Genomic DNA, 18,255 nt, shown 5'->3' on the forward strand with positions numbered 1-18,255 from the left:
ATTCGGAAAGATCATAATAATTTGGAATTGACCTCGGAATTAGTATGTGTTAAATTCTGCGTATAGTATAATAACTTGGGGAAATGGGAATATGGAAAAAGCGAAAAAAATACAAGAAAATGTATGAGTTAGGATGAGTTGTGGCAAGGGAATGTCAGATTTCACTCATGTAAGCGTTTTTCGAGAGGGCCGAGTCGCAAATTTAGAGTTGAATAAATGGATTTAAGCAGTATAATTTTATCCTAAACAGTATACTATATGCTGCCGCGAGTGAAGAGGGGGATTTGATTGCAGACAGCCAATCGCAAATTGTTGTCGCGAATCTGGAAACATCGCTATCTTTATTTGATGGCTCTTCCGGGATTTCTGACGGTGTTGGTTTTTAGTTATTTTCCCATGTACGGGATTCTCATCGCTTTCAAAAACTTCAACGCCGTTCAAGGGGTATGGGGAAGCGCGTGGGTCGGTTTGAAATACTTCAATTCCTTCTTTCATGATCCGATGGCCTTCAACGTTCTGAAGAATACGCTGCTTCTCGGGGTTTACACGCTGCTGTGGACGTTCCCGGCCCCGATTATTCTGGCCCTGTTGTTCAACGAGCTCAAAAGCAAACGCTTTAAAAGAATCGTTCAGACGGTCTCTTATTTTCCGCATTTCATCTCGATCGTCATCGTTGCGGGCCTGATTCAGATGTATATGTCCCGGGACGGCTTCATTAACGACATTATCGTCTTCTTCGGCGGCGAGCCGATCTCGTTCCTTCTCGATCCGAACTGGTTCCGAACGATCTTCATCTCTTCGGGCATCTGGCAGGGCGTCGGGTTCGGGGCGATTATCTACCTGGCCGCGATGAGCGGCATCGACACCACGCTGTACGACGTCGCGGAGGTGGACGGAGCCGGCCGATGGAAGAAGGTTCTCCACGTCACATGGCCGTCGATTCGGCCGACGACCGTCATTCTGCTCATTTTCGCCATGGGGGGCGTTCTGGGGACGGACTTTCAGAAAGTCATCCTGCTGTACAACCCCGCTACGTACAGCGTGTCGGACGTAATCGGCTCCTACGTCTACCGGCAGGGCATTCTTGGCGCGCAATACTCGTACACGACGGCCATCGGCCTGTTCATGTCCGTGATTTCTTTTATCATCCTGTATATTTCGAATCTGGTAAGCCGTAAAGTTTCGGAAACGAGCTTGTTCTAAGGGGGGAGAAAGTTGAGGAGAGAAACGTTGGGTTCCAGGGCGTTCGACGCGATTAATATTCTGATCATGCTCTTCATCCTGGTTGTCGTGCTGTATCCCGTTCTGAATATTATCGCGACTTCCTTAAGCGGTTCCCGCTTTGTGTCCATGGGCAGCGTCACGATCTGGCCCCAGGGCTTTAGCCTGAAGGCGTACGAAGGCATCTTCAAGGACCATTTTATTTTCACCGGTTATCTGAATTCCATCGTCTACGCGCTGGCGTCTACGTTCATCATGCTGCTATTTACTTCTTTGTTCGCTTATCCGCTCACCATTTCGGGATTCGTGGGCAAGAAGTTTCTGACGATCTTCCTGATGATCACCATGTTTTTCAGCGGGGGCATGATTCCCACTTACCTGCTGATCCGCAACCTGCACCTGCTGGATACGCTGTGGGTCATGATTATTCCGGGAGCGGTGGGCGCTTATAACGTGTTCCTGTTCCGTACCTTTTTCCTGAATATTCCGTCCGAGCTGAAGGATGCCGCCCATATCGACGGCGCGAACGAAGTCGGCGTGCTGTTCCGGGTCATTCTGCCGTTGTCCAAGCCGCTGCTGGCGACCTTTGCTTTGTTCGGGATCGTGGGAAGCTGGAACAGCTGGTTCGAAGCGCTGATTTACCTTCAGAGCCAGGACAAGTATCCGCTGCAGATGATTCTGAGAAACTACTTGTTTACGCTCGATACGAACGCCATTCAAGGAAGGGTCGGATCCGGCAATGTCGCCATTAACTCGCCGGGCTCCGCGCTCGATCCGAGATCCGTCCGGATGGCCGTGATCGTCATCACCATGTTCCCGATCATGATCATCTATCCGTTTTTCCAGAAATATTTCACGCAAGGGATGTTTGTCGGCTCGATCAAGGGCTAGGGTACGGGATGTTCAAGAATCGACGGATGCGGGAGAGGAGGGGCGAAGCGTACGCCCGTCATTCTGGTCGTCTTTATCATAACATTCAAAATATTCAATTAATGGGGGATGGACATGAATTCAAAAATGAAATCGCTTGGTCTTCTGTCGGCGGCGGGCCTTCTCGCCTTGGCGATTGCGGGCTGCAACAATTCTAACGGCAATTCGGAAGCGACGGCAAGCGGTTCGGGCTCGGACAGCCCGGGCGGCGCTCCGCTGAGCTTCTCCGTCACGCTCTCCTCGGACGGCGTCGACAACACCCAGAGCCTGATTCAGAAAGAATGGCTGAAGCTGATGGAGCAGAAAATGGGCCGGAAAATCGACATCAAGTGGAATTACATCCCGTCCTCGGACTACGACCAGAAAGTGAAGCTGATGATCGCGGGCAACGACCTGACCGATTTCTTCATGACTCCGCTGTTCTACGATACTTCCGATATGGCCAAGAACGGGCAGATCATCGACTTGATGCAGTACAAGGATTCCATGCCCAACTATATGAACTACTTAAGCCAGGTGAAGAACGGACTGGCCAACGTCACGAACGCGGACGGCCAAATGTTTGTTTTCAAGGAAACGTCCTACCCGAGGTTTGAAAAAGACAAAGGAATGCTGATTCAGAACGTGTCCGCCTACCGTTACGATCTGTTCCAGGAAAACAACATCAAGATTCCGACCACGCTGGACGAGCTTTACGAAGCGGGCAAGCAATTCAAGCAGCTGTATCCGAACGAATATCCGATCAATACGAGGTGGAACGACCTGCGCTCGCTCTTCAACGCCAATCATGTCGCCAACGACATCTATTGGGACGGAAGCAAGTACGTGTACGGCATTCTCGAAGACGGCTACAAGGAAGCTCTGCAATTCGCCAACAAGCTGTATGCGGAGAAGCTGCTGGACCCGGAATACCTGACCGATACGGACGATACGTTGAAGCAGAAAGCGCTGAACAGCAAGAACTTCATCTGGATGGCCCAATGGTTTACGGACCCGGCGAATTATACGAGAGAGGCCAACGACGGCAAAGTGTTCGCTGTGTCGCTGTATCCGGACAATCCGCAATACGGAAAGTCGTGGCAGAACGTGGCCAACGGCAATACGCCGGACCTGGGCTGGGGACAGTACAGCATCAGCTCCGGCGCGAAGAACCCCGAGGATATCGTCAAGTTCGTCGATCTGCAGTATGACCCGGACGTGATTCGTCTGGTCACTTGGGGGATCGAAGGAACGACCTATCAACTGGTCGACGGCGAGCCGACCTTCACCGACGAATTCAAAAACGCGGACGATCCTTGGATGGTGGGAGACCAGTACGGCATTCGCGCCAGCAAGCATTACCGGCCGGGCCTGCAGATTTCCGCCGATTCCAAAGCGTTCGTCGACTTCGCGGCGATGGACTACACGTACTTCGACGGCAAGTACGAAGAGGCGCCTATCGAGAAATCCACTTACCTGAGAAGCCTGCCGATGCCGGACAACGACTACGTGCCGTCCAGCTATACCGCTCCGGCGATTCAGTTCACGCAGGACGAGAGCCAGCAAATCTCGGAAATCATGACGCCGATCAAGACGTACATTCAATCCGAGGAATCCAAGTTCGTCGCGGGCAAGGAAAGCTTCGACAACTGGAGCAAGTTCACCGATAAAGTCAAAGGAATGGGCGATATCGACAAGGTTCTGAAGATCTACAACGACGCCGCGCAGCGCGCGATGAATTAATCGTCGGAAGGAACACGCGCTGCTCGCCGGGGGCTCATCGCCTGGCGAGCAGCCGGCGCCTGCAAGCAAGAAGACGTCCCGCCGCCATGGTGTTCACCTGCGGCGGGATCTCATTATTCGCGAGCGATGCAAGGGGAGGAGAGAGAATGAAGAAAGCTTATTTCGTGGACGGCTATCACGGCGGAATTAAAGGACACATGCCTCTGGGCTCGTGGGCGGACGTGCTCAGACGGCTGCGGCAAAGGCCGGAATGGAAGCTTTGTCTCGACATCGAGCCCATCTCTTGGGAGGTGCTGCGGCGAACCGACCCCGGCTCTTACGACGAGATCAGGGAGCATCTGGCCGAGGGGGACGCGTCGCGGCTGGAGATGGTGGCGGCCAGCTACGCTCAGCCCTTCGGCTGGGTCATCGGCGGGGAAAGCAACATTCGGCATCTGATTCGCGGCCTGGAGGTCGTTCGCGAGCATTTTCCCGATCTTGTCGTCGATACCTATGCCACCCAGGAGCCGTGTTGGAGCAGCAGCTATCCGCAGCTTCTTCGGTCGCTCGGCTACAAGCGCGCCGTGCTCAAAAATCCGGGGACGGCTTGGGGCGGCTACGCCTCCGGCATCGATCGCGAGACGGTGCTGTGGACCGGGCCGGACGGAACGGCCATACCTTGCGTGCCGCGGTACGATTGCGAGGAGCTGGTGAATTGCTGGGAGACCGAGGCCGGACATATGGCCCCCGAATTCGTGGACAAATGTCTCGCGCGCGGCATTGCCCATCCGGTCGGCAGCTTCCTGCAGGATCTGGGATGGCCGGCGAATCCGCGGCTGGATCGCGATGAGATTCGGTATGTGACCTGGCGCGAGTATATGGAGACGATTGCCGAGCAGCCGACGGAGCCCTGGCATTTCACGCAGGAGGATATTCGCTGCACGTTGCCGTGGGGCGAAGCCACGCTTCAACGCATGTCTCGGGAGGTTCGGGCGGCGGAGAACAAGATCGTCGCGGCGGAGAAGCTCGCCGCTCTGGCAAGCGTGCTTCACGGAGATCGCTATCCGCAGGAGCGGCTGCGCGAGGCTTGGGACCAGCTGCTGCTATCCCAGCATCATGACGCCTGGATCTGCGCGACGACGCGGGACGGCCGCGAGCAGTGGGCCTGGCAGGCCGGCGCGCAGAGCTGGGCGGCCGAGTCGCTGAGCGACGAGCTGCTGGGTCGAGCTGCGGATCGCCTTCGGCAGGAGGAAGACGGCGGCGCGGAATTCGCCGTCCGCGTGTTCAACCTGTCGGGCTCCGGCCGGAAGGAGCTGACGGAGGTGGAGATCCCGGCTGCGGGAGGCACGAACGCCATCCGGGTTCGGGACGCGGACGGGAACGAGGTTCCGAGCCAGAGCGTGCCGACGCGGGTCAATCGCGAGGACGGCAGTCTCCATGCGTGCAAGCTGATCTTCGAAGCGGAGCCGCCCGCCATGGGTTACAGGACGTATGCCGTCGAGCACTTGCATTCGAACGATCCGCAGGCGGAGGTCTCCGTACCGGAGGGGGAGCGCGTTTCCGTATCCGTACAAGGGGAAGCCGCATGGATCGAGACCGACCAATACAAGCTTCGGATCGACGCCGCCCGCGGCGGGGTCATTGCCGAATGGTTCGACAAGGCGCACAATCGACCGATCGTGTCGTCCGAGCGGCCGTTTAATGAATTTGCCGGTTTCCACATTGGGCTCAACCGATGGGGCAGCAGTACGGAAGCGCCGGTCGTTCTGACGGTCAAGGAGGGCGGTCCGCTGCGGGCCGTCGTCGAGATGAAAGGCCGATTCGCGGACATCGAGTATGTCGCGACGTTATCCGCGGCTCGGGGGCAAAGAAGGATCGACTTCCACGTCCGGTTCCGCTACGAGGCCGAGACGTGGATCGGAGATCCGTGGGAGATGGCTCCGGAGCATCGCACGACGGAGAGAAGAAAGTCTCATCACAATACCCGGTACAAGCTGCAGGCCCGGTTCCCGGCGCTGCTCGAAGATCGGCGGATTTATAAGAACGCCGCCTTCGACGTTGCGCAGAGCCGGCACGAAGACACGCATTACGAGCGTTGGGACGAGATTAAGCACAATATCGTCCTCAACTGGGTCGATGCCTATGACGACCGTCTTGGTTACGGGCTGGCGGTATTCTCCGACCATACGACCGATTACTCCCACGCGAAGGACGAGCCGCTGGCGCTGACGCTCGGCTGGGGAGGAGAAGGCGGCTTCTGGTGGGGCAAGCGTCCGCTGACGGGCGTTCAGCAGATGCGTTATGCCGTCCTGCCGCACGCCGAACGGTGGGATCGCGCCGGCCTTCAACAGGAGAGCGCCCGCTGGGCGGAACCGCTGCTGTCGGCGTACGGCCGGCGTCTGCAGACGGCCTCCGTCTCGCTGCTTCGCGTGACCGATCCTGCGATCGAGGTTTCTTCCGTTCGAATGGACGGGGACGATCTGTTGGTTCGGCTTTATAATTCCGGCTCCGAAGCCGCTAGCTTCTCTCTCCTCGTCTCCGTGGCGTTGGGGACCGGGCGGATGGCTCTCGTCGAGCTGGACGGCAAGCCGCGGGAGCCGCTGCCGTATGCGGCGCTGCCGGAAGGGGAGCGCGAGGCTCGGCTTTCCCTGCCGCAGCACGGCTTGGCTACGATTCGAATCAGCAATGCTCGCGCAGCGTTGAGCAACTCATAGGATAGGAGCAGAGACTTGAAAACGAAAAAAGAAATCCTCTTTCATGTTGAAAAGTTGTTGAAGAAAAAGAATCAATATTTGTTAACCAAGGTCGAAGCCCTGAGCTTCTCCGGCTTTACGACGCAAGAGCAGCTATCCGTCGGCGGTCTGGAAGGAAGGCCGTTCCGGCCTTTCGTCTCCGGCGAACGATGGGGCGAGGATTGGGCTTACGCCTGGTTCCGGTCGTCGGTCGTCGCGCCGCGGCAGGCCGAAGGCAAGCGGCTGGCCGTCATGCTGGACTTCGGCTCCGAGGCCACGATCTATGTTAACGGAGCCGTGAGCGGGGCAATGGACTTGCAGCATCACGACCTGACGCTGACTCGCGCCGCGCGGGCCGGCGAGCGGTTCGAGATCGTCGCGGAGGCTTATGCCGGTCACTCGGGGCGGCAGCCGACTTTCGGGGAATCCTTCCTCTATCTCGTAGAAGAAGAAATCTATCAGTTTTTTATCGACCTGGAGTGTCTGTACGATCTGCGGAACCACCTCGACGAGGACTCGCTGCGCGTCGCCGAGATCGACCGCGGGCTGACCCGCGTATTCTCCGTCATCGATCTGACTCTGCGAGAGGAAGCGTTGACCCGCAATATCGGGCAATGCAGACAGATACTGAAGCCTCTTCTCGAGTGCGTCAACGGCTCGACGGCTCCGACCCTTCATCTTATGGGGCAGTCGCATCTGGACATTGCCTGGCTGTGGCCGATCGCGGAGACGAAGCGGAAGATCGCTCGCACGATGTCCAACCAGCTTGCGCTGATGGAGGAATACCCGGAATATCGCTACGTCCAGAGTCAGCCGTACTTGTTCCAGCTGGCCAAGGATCTGTATCCGGAGCTGTACGCGAGGATGAAAGCAGCGGTTCGGGAAGGGCAGCTCATCCCGGAAGGCGGCATGTGGGTCGAGCCCGACACGAACCTGCCGAGCGGCGAAAGCCTGATCCGTCAGGCGGCGCACGGCAAGCGATTCTTCAAGGAGGAGTTCGGCAAGGACAACGAGATGCTGTGGCTGCCGGACGTATTCGGCTATTCCGGGAACCTGCCGCAGATTATGAAGGGCTGCGGGCTGAAATATTTTGCCTCCGTGAAGATGTTCGGAACCTACGACAATATCGGCGATCCGTTCCCATACAATACGTTTGTCTGGGAAGGAATCGACGGCTCGCAAATTCTGGCGCACCTGCTGAATTACGGCGATTATTACCCGATTCGGATCAACCCGTCGTTCCTGATCCACCAGTGGAAGGAACTGGTGCAGAAAGACGGCATCACGACGAGGCTGACGCAGTTCGGACACGGCGACGGCGGCGGCGGAGCCAATCGGGACGACCTGGAATTCATGCGCCGTCTCGCCGACCTGGAGGGCGCGCCCCGGACGAAGCACGGCTCGCCGATCGATTACTTCGAGGATCAGATCGAGAGAGGCGTTCCGGACGCCAAATATGTCGGCGAGCTGTACTATTCGGCGCACCGGGGAACGTATACGACGCAGGCCTTGATCAAGAAGCTGAACCGGAAGGCGGAGATCGGCTTCCGCGAGATCGAGCTGTGGGGAGCCGCGGCGCGGCTGCTTCGGGAGCGGGCGTACCCTTACCGGGAGATGGACGGGCTGTGGAAGACGCTGCTGCTGCACCAATTCCATGACATTCTGCCGGGCTCCTCCATTCATCGCGTGCACGAGGAGGCCCAGGCGGAGTTAACCGCTCTGAACCGGAAGATAGACGTCCAGGCCTCCGAAGCGAGAGCGGCGATCGCCGGCGGTGGCGAGGAGAGCATCGCCGTGTTCAACTCGCTGTCCTGGGAGAGAGCCGGACTGGTCGTCCTGCCGGAAGGCGTGAAGACCGTCTCGGACGCGTCCGGCAACCGGCTGCCGGTGCAATGGCATGACGGCGTCGGCTACGCCGAAGTCGAGGCGCCTTCGCTGGGCTGGGCGACGTTCAAGGCGGGGCGCGAGGAGCGCGCTCAGGAGGCGGACGTTCCGTCAGCCGTGCCTGCTGTGTCCGCCGTGCAAGCGACGGCGAGCCGTCTCGAGAACGAGCTTCTGTCTATCGAGATCAACGAACGGGGCGAGCTTGCGCGCATCTTCGACAAGACGACCGGAACGGACTGGGCGGCGGGAGCCTGCAACGTGATGAGGATGTACCGCGACCAACCGTCCGACTTCGACGCCTGGGAGATTGACCGGAGGTACCGGTCGGCGGAGCTCGAGCTGACTGCGAGCGCCAAGGTAACCGTGTCGGCTAGCGGTCCGTTGTTCGCCGCCGTCCGGGTCGAGCGGGAGCTGAACCGTTCCACCCTGATTCAGGATATTCGCCTTCGGGCCGGCAGCCGGCGGGTGGAGTTCCATACGACGGTTCACTGGAGAGAGGCAAACAAGCTGCTCAAGGTGGACTTCCCCGTTCGTATTCGCACGAACGAGTCGCTGCACGAAATTCAGTTCGGGCACGTCAAGAGACCGAACCACGCCTCGCGTCCGCACGATGCGGACCGGTTCGAGGTCAGCCAGCACAAGTGGTCGGCGCTGGCGGAAGCGAACCGGGGCTTCGCGCTGCTGAACGACTGCAAGTACGGGATTTCCGTCGACGACCATACGATGAGCCTTACGCTTCTGCGGGCGCCGACGTATCCGGACGAGACGTCCGATCAAGGCACGCATCAATTTACCTACGGCTTTGTCGCCTGGGACGGCTCGTTCTTCGACAGCCCGGTCGTTCGGGAGGCTTACGAACTGAACTATCCGCTGACTGCGGCACCGGGAGGAGCCGGGGGCGAAAGCCGGTCGCTGCTCCGCACGGACAGAAGCAATGTGATCGCGGAGACCGTCAAGCCGGCCGAAGACGGATCGGGCGACTGGATCGTCCGGCTGTATGAGTGCAAAGGGGCGACGGTAACCTGTGAGGTGAGGACGGACTTGCCGTTCGCGCAGGCTTGCGAGACGAACATGCTGGAGGAAGAGCCTGTTGAGCTTGCCTGCGCCGAAGGCGCAATCCGCCTCGACTTCCGCCCGTTCGAGGTGAAGACGCTGCGGCTGAAAGTTCGGTGAAAAAGCGGCTGGCGCGGCAGGAAGAAGCGCTTCGGAGATCGAAACAATAAGGAAACGAATAGATAGCGTGCAACGATGGGAGAGCTGCGGCAATGAAGCTGACGACAGGACAGAGACTGGTGATGATCGGAGATTCGATCACCGACGGCGAGCGGAAATTTCCGCAGGGCGAAGGGTTGTTCCAGGGGGTGGGCAAGGGCTACGTCGCGTTTGTGGACACGCTGCTGCAGGCGGCTTACCCGGAGCTGGCCATTCGCGTGACCAACATGGGGATCGGAGGCAATACCGTCCGCGATCTCGAGAGCCGCTGGCAGACGGACGTTCTGGATCTCAAGCCGGACTGGCTGTCCGTCATGATCGGCATTAACGACGTATGGAGGCAATTCGACCAGCCGACCATTCCGGAGTCGCATGTGCTGCCGGACGAATACGAGACGAAGCTGGAACGTTTGGCGGCATCGGCCCTGCCCGGATTGAAGGGGCTGGTCGTGATGTCCCCGTTCTATCTAGAGCCGAATGCCGACGACCGGATGCGCCGCCGGATGGACGAATACGGCCAGGCGGCCCGTCGGGTGGCGGAGCGCTGCGGAGCCGTCTTCGTGGACGTGCAGGCGGCGTTTGCTCCGCTGCTTGAGCATGTGCATCCGACGACGATCGCTTCCGATCGCGTGCATCCGAACTGGACGGGGCATCTGCTGATTGCCCGCGCTTTCCTGCGGACGATCGAATTCGACTGGACGCGTATGCAATAAACAGGCGAACCGAAGCCGAAGAACGCGCGGTTAAAGCAGGACGTGAAGGGAGTGCGGCATGAATAAGATCACGAGATTGCGATGCGAATATAACGACAACCCCCTTGGCGTGCAAACCCATGTGCCTCGCTTCAGCTGGGAGCTGCTCAGCTCCCGGCGAGGCCGCAGGCAGGCGGCTTATCGAATCGTCGTGTCCGAGCGCGAAGCCGATGCGCTGGCCGGCGTCGGCGAATTATGGGATTCGGGCCGGGTCGATTCCGCCGAAACCTTTCACGTCGCGTATGCGGGCAAGCGGTTGACCAGCGGGCAGCGTTGTTACTGGACGGTCCGAAGCTGGGACCAGGACGGAACCTGCTATGAGGCGGAAGAGGCGGCTGTGTTTGAGATGGGCGTTCTTGGCCCGGAGGAATGGACCGCGCGGTGGATCGGCGCCGACGAGGCGATCGCGGCTCCGTTGTTCAGGAAGACCTTCCGACTGGAGAAGCCCGTCTCGCGCGCCTCCGTCGCGATATCCGGTCTGGGCTACTTCGAGCTGCATCTGAACGGCCGACGGATCGGGGACGACGTCCTCGTTCCGAACTGGACGGATTACGACGACCGCCGGATCGAAGGGCTGCTGTATCCTTTCGACGACCAGACCTCCAAGCGGGTCCACTACCTTCAATATGCGGTAACCTCCGAGCTTCTTGGCGGAGAGAATGCCATAGCCGTCATGCTGGGCAACGGCTTCTACAACCAGACGGAGAGAACGGTCGAAGGAAAAATGAGCTATGGTTCGCCCCGGCTGATCCTGCAGCTGCTCCTGGTGTACGAGGACGGGACGACGGACTGTATTCGCAGCGATGAAAGCTGGAAGTGCAGCTCCGGGCCGATCGTGTTTAACAACGTCTTCTACGGGGAGATTTACGACGCCCGGCTCGAGCGGCGCGGTTGGACGGAGATCGGCTTCGACGATTCCTCATGGGATGGGGCCCGCGCGGTCCGCGCGCCGGCCGGGCGGCTGACGGCCCAGCTGTCTCCTCCGGACCGGATCATCGATACGCTCGCCCCTGTCTCCCGGTGTGAGCCGCGGCCGGGCGTCTATGTATTCGACTTCGGCCAGAACTTCTCCGGCTGGGTGCGCATTCGCATGCAGGGCGGCGCAGGGCAGCGGGTCACGCTGAGATTCGCGGAAAATCTCGGAGCGGCCGGGGAACTTGACCCAAGCAGCTGCGGAGGAGAAGCGCAGATCCAGACCGACACCTATATCCTGAGCGGCCGGGGCAGGGAGCAATACGAGCCCCGGTTCGTCTGGCACGGCTTTCGCTACGCGGAGGTGACCGGATATCCCGGAGTGCCGGAGCTGGCGGATCTCGACGGCGTCGTCGTTCACGCCGCCGTTCAACACGCCGGCGAGTTCGCCTGCTCCGACCCGCTGCTTAATCGGGTGCAGCAGGCCTGTCGCTGGTCGCAGCTAACCAATCTGCATGGCGGCGTGCCCAGCGATTGTCCGCATCGCGAGCGGCTGGGCTATACGGGCGACGGACATCTGACCGCCGAAGCGGCGAGCTTTAATTTCGACATGGCCGCGTTCTATGCCAAGTGGACGGCGGATATCGGCGATTCGCAGAACAAACGGACGGGCTTCGTGCCCCACACCGCCCCGTTTAACGGGGGCGGAGGAGGCGCAGCCTGGGGCTCCGCTTACGTCATCCTGCCGTGGACCATGTACCGGCTGTATGGGGATCGGCGCCTGCTGGCCGAGCATTACGACGGGATGAAAAGCTGGATTGCTTATCTGGGCACCCGCAATCGCGGCGGGCATCTGGTCGAGTTCGAAGAACCGGACAGCTGGTTTCTGGGAGACTGGTGCGTTCCCGGCGCGAACGAGCTTCCTCCCGTGCTGGTCAGCACGTTCTATTATGCCTATACGGTGGGGATGATGGCCAAGATTGCCGAGGTTCTCGGCCGCGAGGAGGATCGCCGGCGGTACGCGGAGCTGTATCGGCTCATCTGCGATTCGTTTAACGAGGCGTTCTTCAACCCCGGCACGGCCAGCTACTCCATCGGACGGCAAGGCGCGGATCTGTTCCCTCTCGTGCTGGGCTGCGTCCCCGAAGGCGATGCCGATCGAGCGTGGCAGCGGGTTACGCGGCATTACCGGGATCATCTGAACGGGCATCTGGATACCGGCATCTTCGGCACCTTCTTCCTGTTCGACGTGCTGAGCGAGCGGGGGGAGACGGATTTGGCTTTGGAGATGGTCCGATCGCGGGATTATCCCGGCTACGGGCATATGATCGAGAGCGGCGCGACTACGCTGTGGGAATCTTGGGACGGGCACGACTCCCACAATCACCCGATGTTCGGAAGCGTAAGCGCATGGTTCTTCAAGCATCTGGCCGGATTGGCCCCGCATCCCGACGCCGTCGCATTCGGACGCGCGGTGTTCAGGCCGTTCCGGACGGAGAACCTGAGCCATGCGTCGGCCTCGATCCATACGCTTCGCGGACCGTATGCCGTTCGCTGGTCCCGGATGAGCGCCGACCGCTGGGAATGCGAGATCCGAATCCCGCCGAACGGCAGCGCGGAGGTCCGTTTTCCGCTGCGAAGCCGCGATGCGCTCGTCCTGTCCATCTCCGAACGGGAAGGCCGGGAGACGGTCTGGTCCCGATCCGAGTCGGCTTCCGCCTCCCTTCATGCGAGGCAGGAGGCGGACGAGGCGGTGATCTCCCTCGATTCGGGCAGCTACGCCTTTGATATGACGGTCGGGCCGAATTAGGACTGATCTCGCCCAGGCGACTTTCGAACGATGTCGGCCATCCCAAATGCACAGTAGCCCTCCCGTCACCGGGAGGGCTGTTGAACTTGCTTGGCGGAGAACACGATCACGATCGGCTCAGACGCATCGCAACGAGAGCCAGAAGCCCGGAGACGATGCCCCAGATCGCGTTGGTGACAAGCGTGCTTATGATGGCCAAGGGATTCAAAAGCGGCCCCTGCAGATGCCCGCTCAGAATCGGCGACAGAATGGCGCTGAGAACGATGGCCAACAAACCGTAGGCGATGCCGGTGAACATCAGTACGACGACCGGCTGGCGAACGCGGGCGAATACGGCCGCCGCGATCCAGACAAGCGTTATGACCGCCGTGGCGGAGAGGCTCGCGACCGGTTGACCGATCTGCTCCGACAGGCCGGTTATGCTCATGATGGGCCTAATGCATGCGATGACGGCCAGGATAACAATTAACGCCTTATGCTTTTTCGCTTCTTCCATTCCCCCGACTTCCTTCTGCTGTATATTCATTTTTCCCTGGGCTCCTTTGTAAAATTCCGTTTCCAGAATCATAACAGGCGGATATTGCGAACTTGTTGCGATCGTCTGCGGATTCTGTGAAATTGTCAGGCACGGCTTGGTGTTGTATAATTGCGCTATTCGTAGGGATGGAGGGATTGATCTTGATGATGGCCGTTTTCTTGACAGTTACGATCGGATAACGATCTAACTGAATAGCAAGAAAGACATGCGCGTAACAGAGGCCCGGAACCCATGTTCCAGGTTTCGTTCTCATGGAATTTCGCATGCTTTCGCTGTCAAGGAACGAACATTCAATCCTGTCAATCTGAGAGGCGCTCCTGTCGAGGGAACGCCTTGCGCATAGAAGACGCGAATGAACTTTTGTTCATTTGCGTTTTTTTTATGCTCCGAAATCCAATACGAAGGGGTAAAAGGGATGGCGCTTTATTTTGCGACGGTGTTACCGGGGCTGGAGTTTGTGTTGGAGGATGAAATTCGGGTCAAAATTGCCGATGCCCAAATGCAACGTACGGAACGGGGGAAGGTTTTCTTTCATTCCGCCCGGCCCGCAGAGGCTTTGATGGCTTTGCGAACGGCGGACAACCTGTACCGCCCGATTCACCGTTTCCGGGTCGGCCCCCACAAGATGCACCTGGCCGGTATCGAGCATGAAATCTCCCAAGCCGACCTGCCTTGGGAATTGATAGAGAATTTCGGTATGGCCGGTTATAAAATAAACGCCAGCCGAACGGGGGATCATACCTACTCGCGGTTCGACGCGGCGGAGGCGGCGGCCAAAGGAATGGCGCGGCGTTATCCCCGATTGCGGTACGACGCTTCGGGGAGTCACGAGGTGGAGTTTCGGCTGGATATCCGCGATGACGATGCCGTTTTCGCTTTGCGGTTGACGGATGCCTCCTTTCGTTATCGGGCGGAACAGAGACGATTTGCTCATGCCGCGTTGCGGCCTTCCGTCGCCCATGCTCTCGTCTGGTTATCGAATCCCGAGGAAACTGACGTGTTTATTGATCCGTGCTGCGGTTCGGGAACGCTCCTGTCCGAGCGTCGCGCTTACCCGCATTGTCGAATTTACGGAGGAGACCTGTCGGCAGCGGCGGTAGAAGCCTCCCTGGACAATGTCGGGCTGCACGACCGGGTGCGCATTTTGCAATGGGACGCCCGCGATCTGCCGATCGATTCCGGTCATGTCGATAAGGCGGCTGCCAATCTGCCCTTTGGCCGTCAAATCTCTACTGGCGAAAATCTGCCCCGACTGTATGGCGATATTTTCAAGGAAATAAAACGGGTACTAAAGCGGCAAGGGACCTTCATTTGTCTTACGGATGCGGATGACGCCTTGCAGTCGGCGGCCGAGAAGCTGCAGTTCAGTTGTTCCACGATGGCCGTCCTCAGCTTGAAGGGGCTCCATCCTTCTCTATACAGGCTTAAGAAACAGTAACAGCCCGCCGTTTCAGACGCCGCGGACAAACGCGGCGTCTGAATAGTTCGAAAGACGGTGGACTCGGAAAAGGCGAGCACTATAATGGAAATAACAGAGAACACGGAGGGTTCGAAAATGCTAAAAACGGAATTAACGCGTATCCTCGAAATTCAATATCCGATTTTTCAAGCGCCCATGGCCGGCGGACCTGCGACGCCTCGATTGGCTGCGGCCGTGTCGAACGCCGGGGGAGTCGGCAGTCTGGGGGCCGGTTACTTGACGCCCGAGCAAATTCGGAGCGCGGTCAGAGAGACCGGACGATTAACGGACCGCCCCTTCGGAGTGAATCTGTTCGTGCCCGAGGAAGCGAATACGCCGAAGGAAGCGATTGACGGAATGAACGCCTACCTGGATCGATATCGGGCGAAGCTGGGCGTCGCACCGGGCCCGTCGATCTCCAGGTTTGCCGAATCGTTCGAGGAGCAAGTACAGGTACTGCTGGAAGAGAAGTTGCCGGTGTTCAGCTTTACCTTCGGCATACCGTCGCGCGAGGTGATCGAGGCTTTTAAGCAACGCGGAACCTTCGTGATCGGCACGGCGACGACGGTGGAGGAGGGCATTAGGCTGCAAGCCGCCGGGGTGGACGCGGTCGTGGCCCAGGGCAGCGAAGCGGGAGGGCATCGCGGCACATTCGCGACAAGCGCCGCCGACGCGCTTATCGGCACCATGGCCCTGGTTCCCCAAATGGCGGATCATCTGTCGGTCCCCGTCATTGCATCGGGAGGAATCATGGACGGACGCGGGTTGGCCGCCAGCCTTGTATTGGGGGCTTCCGCCGCGCAGATGGGCACCGCGTTCCTGACCAGCGCCGAGAGCGGAGCCCATGCGGCGCACAAGCGGAAGCTCCTGGCGTCGCAGGAGGATTCCACCGAGATCACAACCGCTTATTCAGGCAAGGCCGCGCGCGGCATTCGAACGGAGTTTATGGACGATATGCGTTCCTATACCGGAACCCTCCCCGATTATCCGATCCAGAATGCCCTGACGAGGGACATTCGCCAGGCGGCGGCCCAAGCGGACAATCCGGAGTTCATGTCGCTATGGGCGGGCCAAGGCCTCAGATTGGCGAGGGATCAACGAACGGCCGCCGAAATCGTGGAGCAGACGATTAAGCAAGCCCGGGAACGGTTATCCTCTATCCGTTCGCAATAAGTGGGCGACGGGCTCTTTTCCATAGAAGGGAACTAAAGGCTTGGCGAAAATGGGTGTTGACCAGACACCAAAAGGTGTCTTAAGATGGAGAAGGGACACTGAACGGTGTCTGATCAGAACGGATTGCGGCTTATGAATTTCCGATGTCGGGGAATAAAGAGATAAGAGGAGCGATGAAAATGTCCTATGTCGTCGATTTCAAACAGGTGTCCACCGTTGGCCTGGAATCTTCGCTCGTAGCCGATGCGCTTGCCGGTTTGCGCGCGAATGAAGCCCGCTATTTTGCGAACAAATACAAGCATGAATTTACCGTCGTGCCGGCCGGTGAAAGCCAGGAGACCGTGGCGTACGTGAACCGGATTTTGAAGGAAGAACGCGACATTGAATTTGCCGCCAAGCCCTTGGAAACTTCGCGTTTGCGAGTGGAAAATATCGACTGGACCTTCGTCTTTTACGAGGACGGATTGGCGGTTAACGTCTTGTATACGGTGGACGATCCGAAGAAGCGGGCCGTCGGCTTCAAGCTGTCCGAGGGGATGGAAGTGCCGAAGGAGCTGGAGGGGAAGTTTAAGTTCGCCAGACAGAAGTCCAAGCTGGCCGGAACGATACGGGGCTCGTTTTTTGTCATTAAAGGGGAATATTGAAGTAAGCCCGAACGCAAGCGAGGGGCTTGCGCCTGCATTCGCTACGGAAATTTTGCCAGTGCCCGATCGGGGCGGAACGATTTCGAAAAGAGGGTGTATCCAAGTCCTGAACGGACGGCGGAGCGCCCTCTATTCAAACGTTGAAGGCGCCAAAAGCGCCGAAACGAGGCAGCGGCGCATCGACAAATCCGTCGAATCGCTGCGCGAAGGCAAGGTTCAATAAGCCGCTGCCCCGGCCGGGATTACCGAAAATAACGTTCCATCGCTTCAAGCCGCGGGAGCGATACGCCGAGCCTGCGGGCGTCGGCCAGAATATCGTTGGGGAAGTGGGCGAACGACTCGCGCGTAATGTAGGCCGTGCTCGCCAATCTTTCCATGACGGCGGAGAGAACCGAATCGATTTTCAGGAAGCGATACATGGCATAACCGATCCATCCGGCCGGCAGCCGCATCGCGAGCGAAGCGCCCAACCCGACTTTGCCGCCCTTGGCGGCGATCAGAGGAAGCATTTCGCGTATGAGCAGGATCATCTGCGCCAGCTTCTTCGGAGATCGGAATAGCTCTTGATGGCTGCCGTCCTTCAACACTTGCGCGGACATGCCCACATTCATGAGGAAGTGGAGCCAGTACCAGTCGCGTATATTCTTCTGCCAGGAGAACGAGAAGCCCGCTTGCCGAAAGACCTCCGCTACGCTTTGATGCCGCGGCTTGGAAGCCGCGGTCTCCTCGGTCTGCAAATAAACGGCCTTCATAAATCCGCCCTCCAGCTTGCGAGCGTTTCTGTAGCCGCCGCCGCCGCCCGGGAAACCCCACACAATCTGGTCCATAGGCAGTCCCTCGGCGAAGTCGCGCAGATCGTCCCAGAGGTTATTGAAAATGAGGATCGTCGCCTTCCCCGCATTCGGCCCGACAACCTTAACCACATCCTTGAACTGATTGTGATTGACACTCAGCACGATCAAGTCGTAATCATGATCGGGCGTCAGCTCCTCCCGCATCCGAATCGTCCATTTTTCCTTCACGGGAACGCCTTTGAAGCTTGCGCGTCCATCCAGAATGTCCAGATCGAGCTCGGAACCGTATTGCTCCTTACGCCCCGGACGAACGTAAAATTCCACCTCGTGCCCCGCTTTCTCGAACGCCCACCCGTAGAGAGCGGAGATGACGCCTCGGCCGAACATTAATATTTCATGAGGATGCTCCTTGCAATAGTTTTTAAATTATGTGGATTGTATTTAAAAACTAACGAATATCCCTTGGGTTGTCAACAAGTTTTTAAATTATACG

Annotated in this window: 13 protein-coding genes; 11 read left to right on the forward strand and 2 right to left on the reverse strand. The window is 58.6% G+C overall.

Annotated features, from left to right (window positions below; genetic code table 11):
• Positions 1 to 348: 348 nt before the first annotated feature.
• The 7 genes from ACFFT4_RS16775 (at position 349) to ACFFT4_RS16805 (ending at position 13,154) form a co-directional block, all read left to right on the forward strand.
• Complete coding sequence (locus ACFFT4_RS16775) at positions 349 to 1,203, forward strand: ABC transporter permease (RefSeq protein ID WP_378049786.1); 855 nt, start codon at positions 349 to 351, stop codon at positions 1,201 to 1,203.
• 66 nt (positions 1,204 to 1,269) lie between these two features.
• Positions 1,270 to 2,112, forward strand: coding sequence for a carbohydrate ABC transporter permease (locus ACFFT4_RS16780; RefSeq protein WP_378049788.1), 843 nt, complete (start codon positions 1,270 to 1,272; stop codon positions 2,110 to 2,112).
• A gap of 114 nt (positions 2,113 to 2,226) precedes the next feature.
• A complete protein-coding gene (locus ACFFT4_RS16785; protein WP_378049537.1) occupies positions 2,227 to 3,873 on the forward strand; it encodes a type 2 periplasmic-binding domain-containing protein in 1,647 nt (548 codons plus the stop codon).
• Between the two features lie 146 nt (positions 3,874 to 4,019).
• Positions 4,020 to 6,566: an alpha-mannosidase gene (locus ACFFT4_RS16790; RefSeq protein ID WP_378049539.1), complete on the forward strand. Its 2,547-nt coding sequence runs from the start codon at positions 4,020 to 4,022 to the stop codon at positions 6,564 to 6,566.
• A gap of 15 nt (positions 6,567 to 6,581) precedes the next feature.
• Positions 6,582 to 9,641: an alpha-mannosidase gene (locus ACFFT4_RS16795; RefSeq protein ID WP_378049541.1), complete on the forward strand. Its 3,060-nt coding sequence runs from the start codon at positions 6,582 to 6,584 to the stop codon at positions 9,639 to 9,641.
• Positions 9,642 to 9,733: 92 nt separating this feature from the next.
• Entirely contained in the window at positions 9,734 to 10,393 is a 660-nt protein-coding gene (locus ACFFT4_RS16800; protein WP_378049543.1) for an SGNH/GDSL hydrolase family protein, read from the forward strand.
• Between the two features lie 58 nt (positions 10,394 to 10,451).
• Positions 10,452 to 13,154 carry an alpha-L-rhamnosidase gene (locus ACFFT4_RS16805; RefSeq protein ID WP_378049544.1) on the forward strand — a complete coding sequence of 901 codons (2,703 nt, stop codon included), beginning with the start codon at positions 10,452 to 10,454 and terminating at the stop codon, positions 13,152 to 13,154.
• Between the two features lie 106 nt (positions 13,155 to 13,260).
• On the opposite strand, the gene ACFFT4_RS16810 is transcribed toward ACFFT4_RS16805, so the two are convergent.
• Entirely contained in the window at positions 13,261 to 13,680 is a 420-nt protein-coding gene (locus tag ACFFT4_RS16810) for a hypothetical protein (protein ID WP_378049546.1), read from the reverse strand.
• A gap of 427 nt (positions 13,681 to 14,107) precedes the next feature.
• On the opposite strand from ACFFT4_RS16810, the gene ACFFT4_RS16815 reads away from it, so the two are divergent.
• The 4 genes from ACFFT4_RS16815 to ACFFT4_RS16830 all read left to right on the forward strand — a co-directional run bounded on the left by ACFFT4_RS16815 (position 14,108) and on the right by ACFFT4_RS16830 (position 17,191).
• Positions 14,108 to 15,130, forward strand: coding sequence for a methyltransferase domain-containing protein (locus ACFFT4_RS16815; protein ID WP_378049548.1), 1,023 nt, complete (start codon positions 14,108 to 14,110; stop codon positions 15,128 to 15,130).
• A 117-nt stretch (positions 15,131 to 15,247) separates the two neighbouring features.
• Entirely contained in the window at positions 15,248 to 16,324 is a 1,077-nt protein-coding gene (locus tag ACFFT4_RS16820; RefSeq protein WP_378049550.1) for an NAD(P)H-dependent flavin oxidoreductase, read from the forward strand.
• A gap of 179 nt (positions 16,325 to 16,503) precedes the next feature.
• On the forward strand, positions 16,504 to 16,968 hold the full coding sequence (locus tag ACFFT4_RS16825) for a DUF8821 family protein (protein WP_378049551.1): 465 nt from the start codon (positions 16,504 to 16,506) through the stop codon (positions 16,966 to 16,968).
• A 58-nt stretch (positions 16,969 to 17,026) separates the two neighbouring features.
• Complete coding sequence (locus tag ACFFT4_RS16830) at positions 17,027 to 17,191, forward strand: YdeI/OmpD-associated family protein (RefSeq protein ID WP_378049553.1); 165 nt, start codon at positions 17,027 to 17,029, stop codon at positions 17,189 to 17,191.
• Between the two features lie 19 nt (positions 17,192 to 17,210).
• Here ACFFT4_RS16830 and ACFFT4_RS16835 read toward each other — a convergent pair whose 3' ends face one another.
• The gene (locus tag ACFFT4_RS16835) at positions 17,211 to 18,149 is read right to left on the reverse strand and encodes a ketopantoate reductase family protein (RefSeq protein ID WP_378049555.1); all 939 of its coding nucleotides are present in this window, start codon (positions 18,147 to 18,149) and stop codon (positions 17,211 to 17,213) included.
• Positions 18,150 to 18,255 lie beyond the last annotated feature (106 nt).

This window comes from Cohnella cellulosilytica, from assembly GCF_042431195.1.
Taxonomy (GTDB): domain Bacteria; phylum Bacillota; class Bacilli; order Paenibacillales; family Paenibacillaceae; genus Cohnella; species Cohnella cellulosilytica.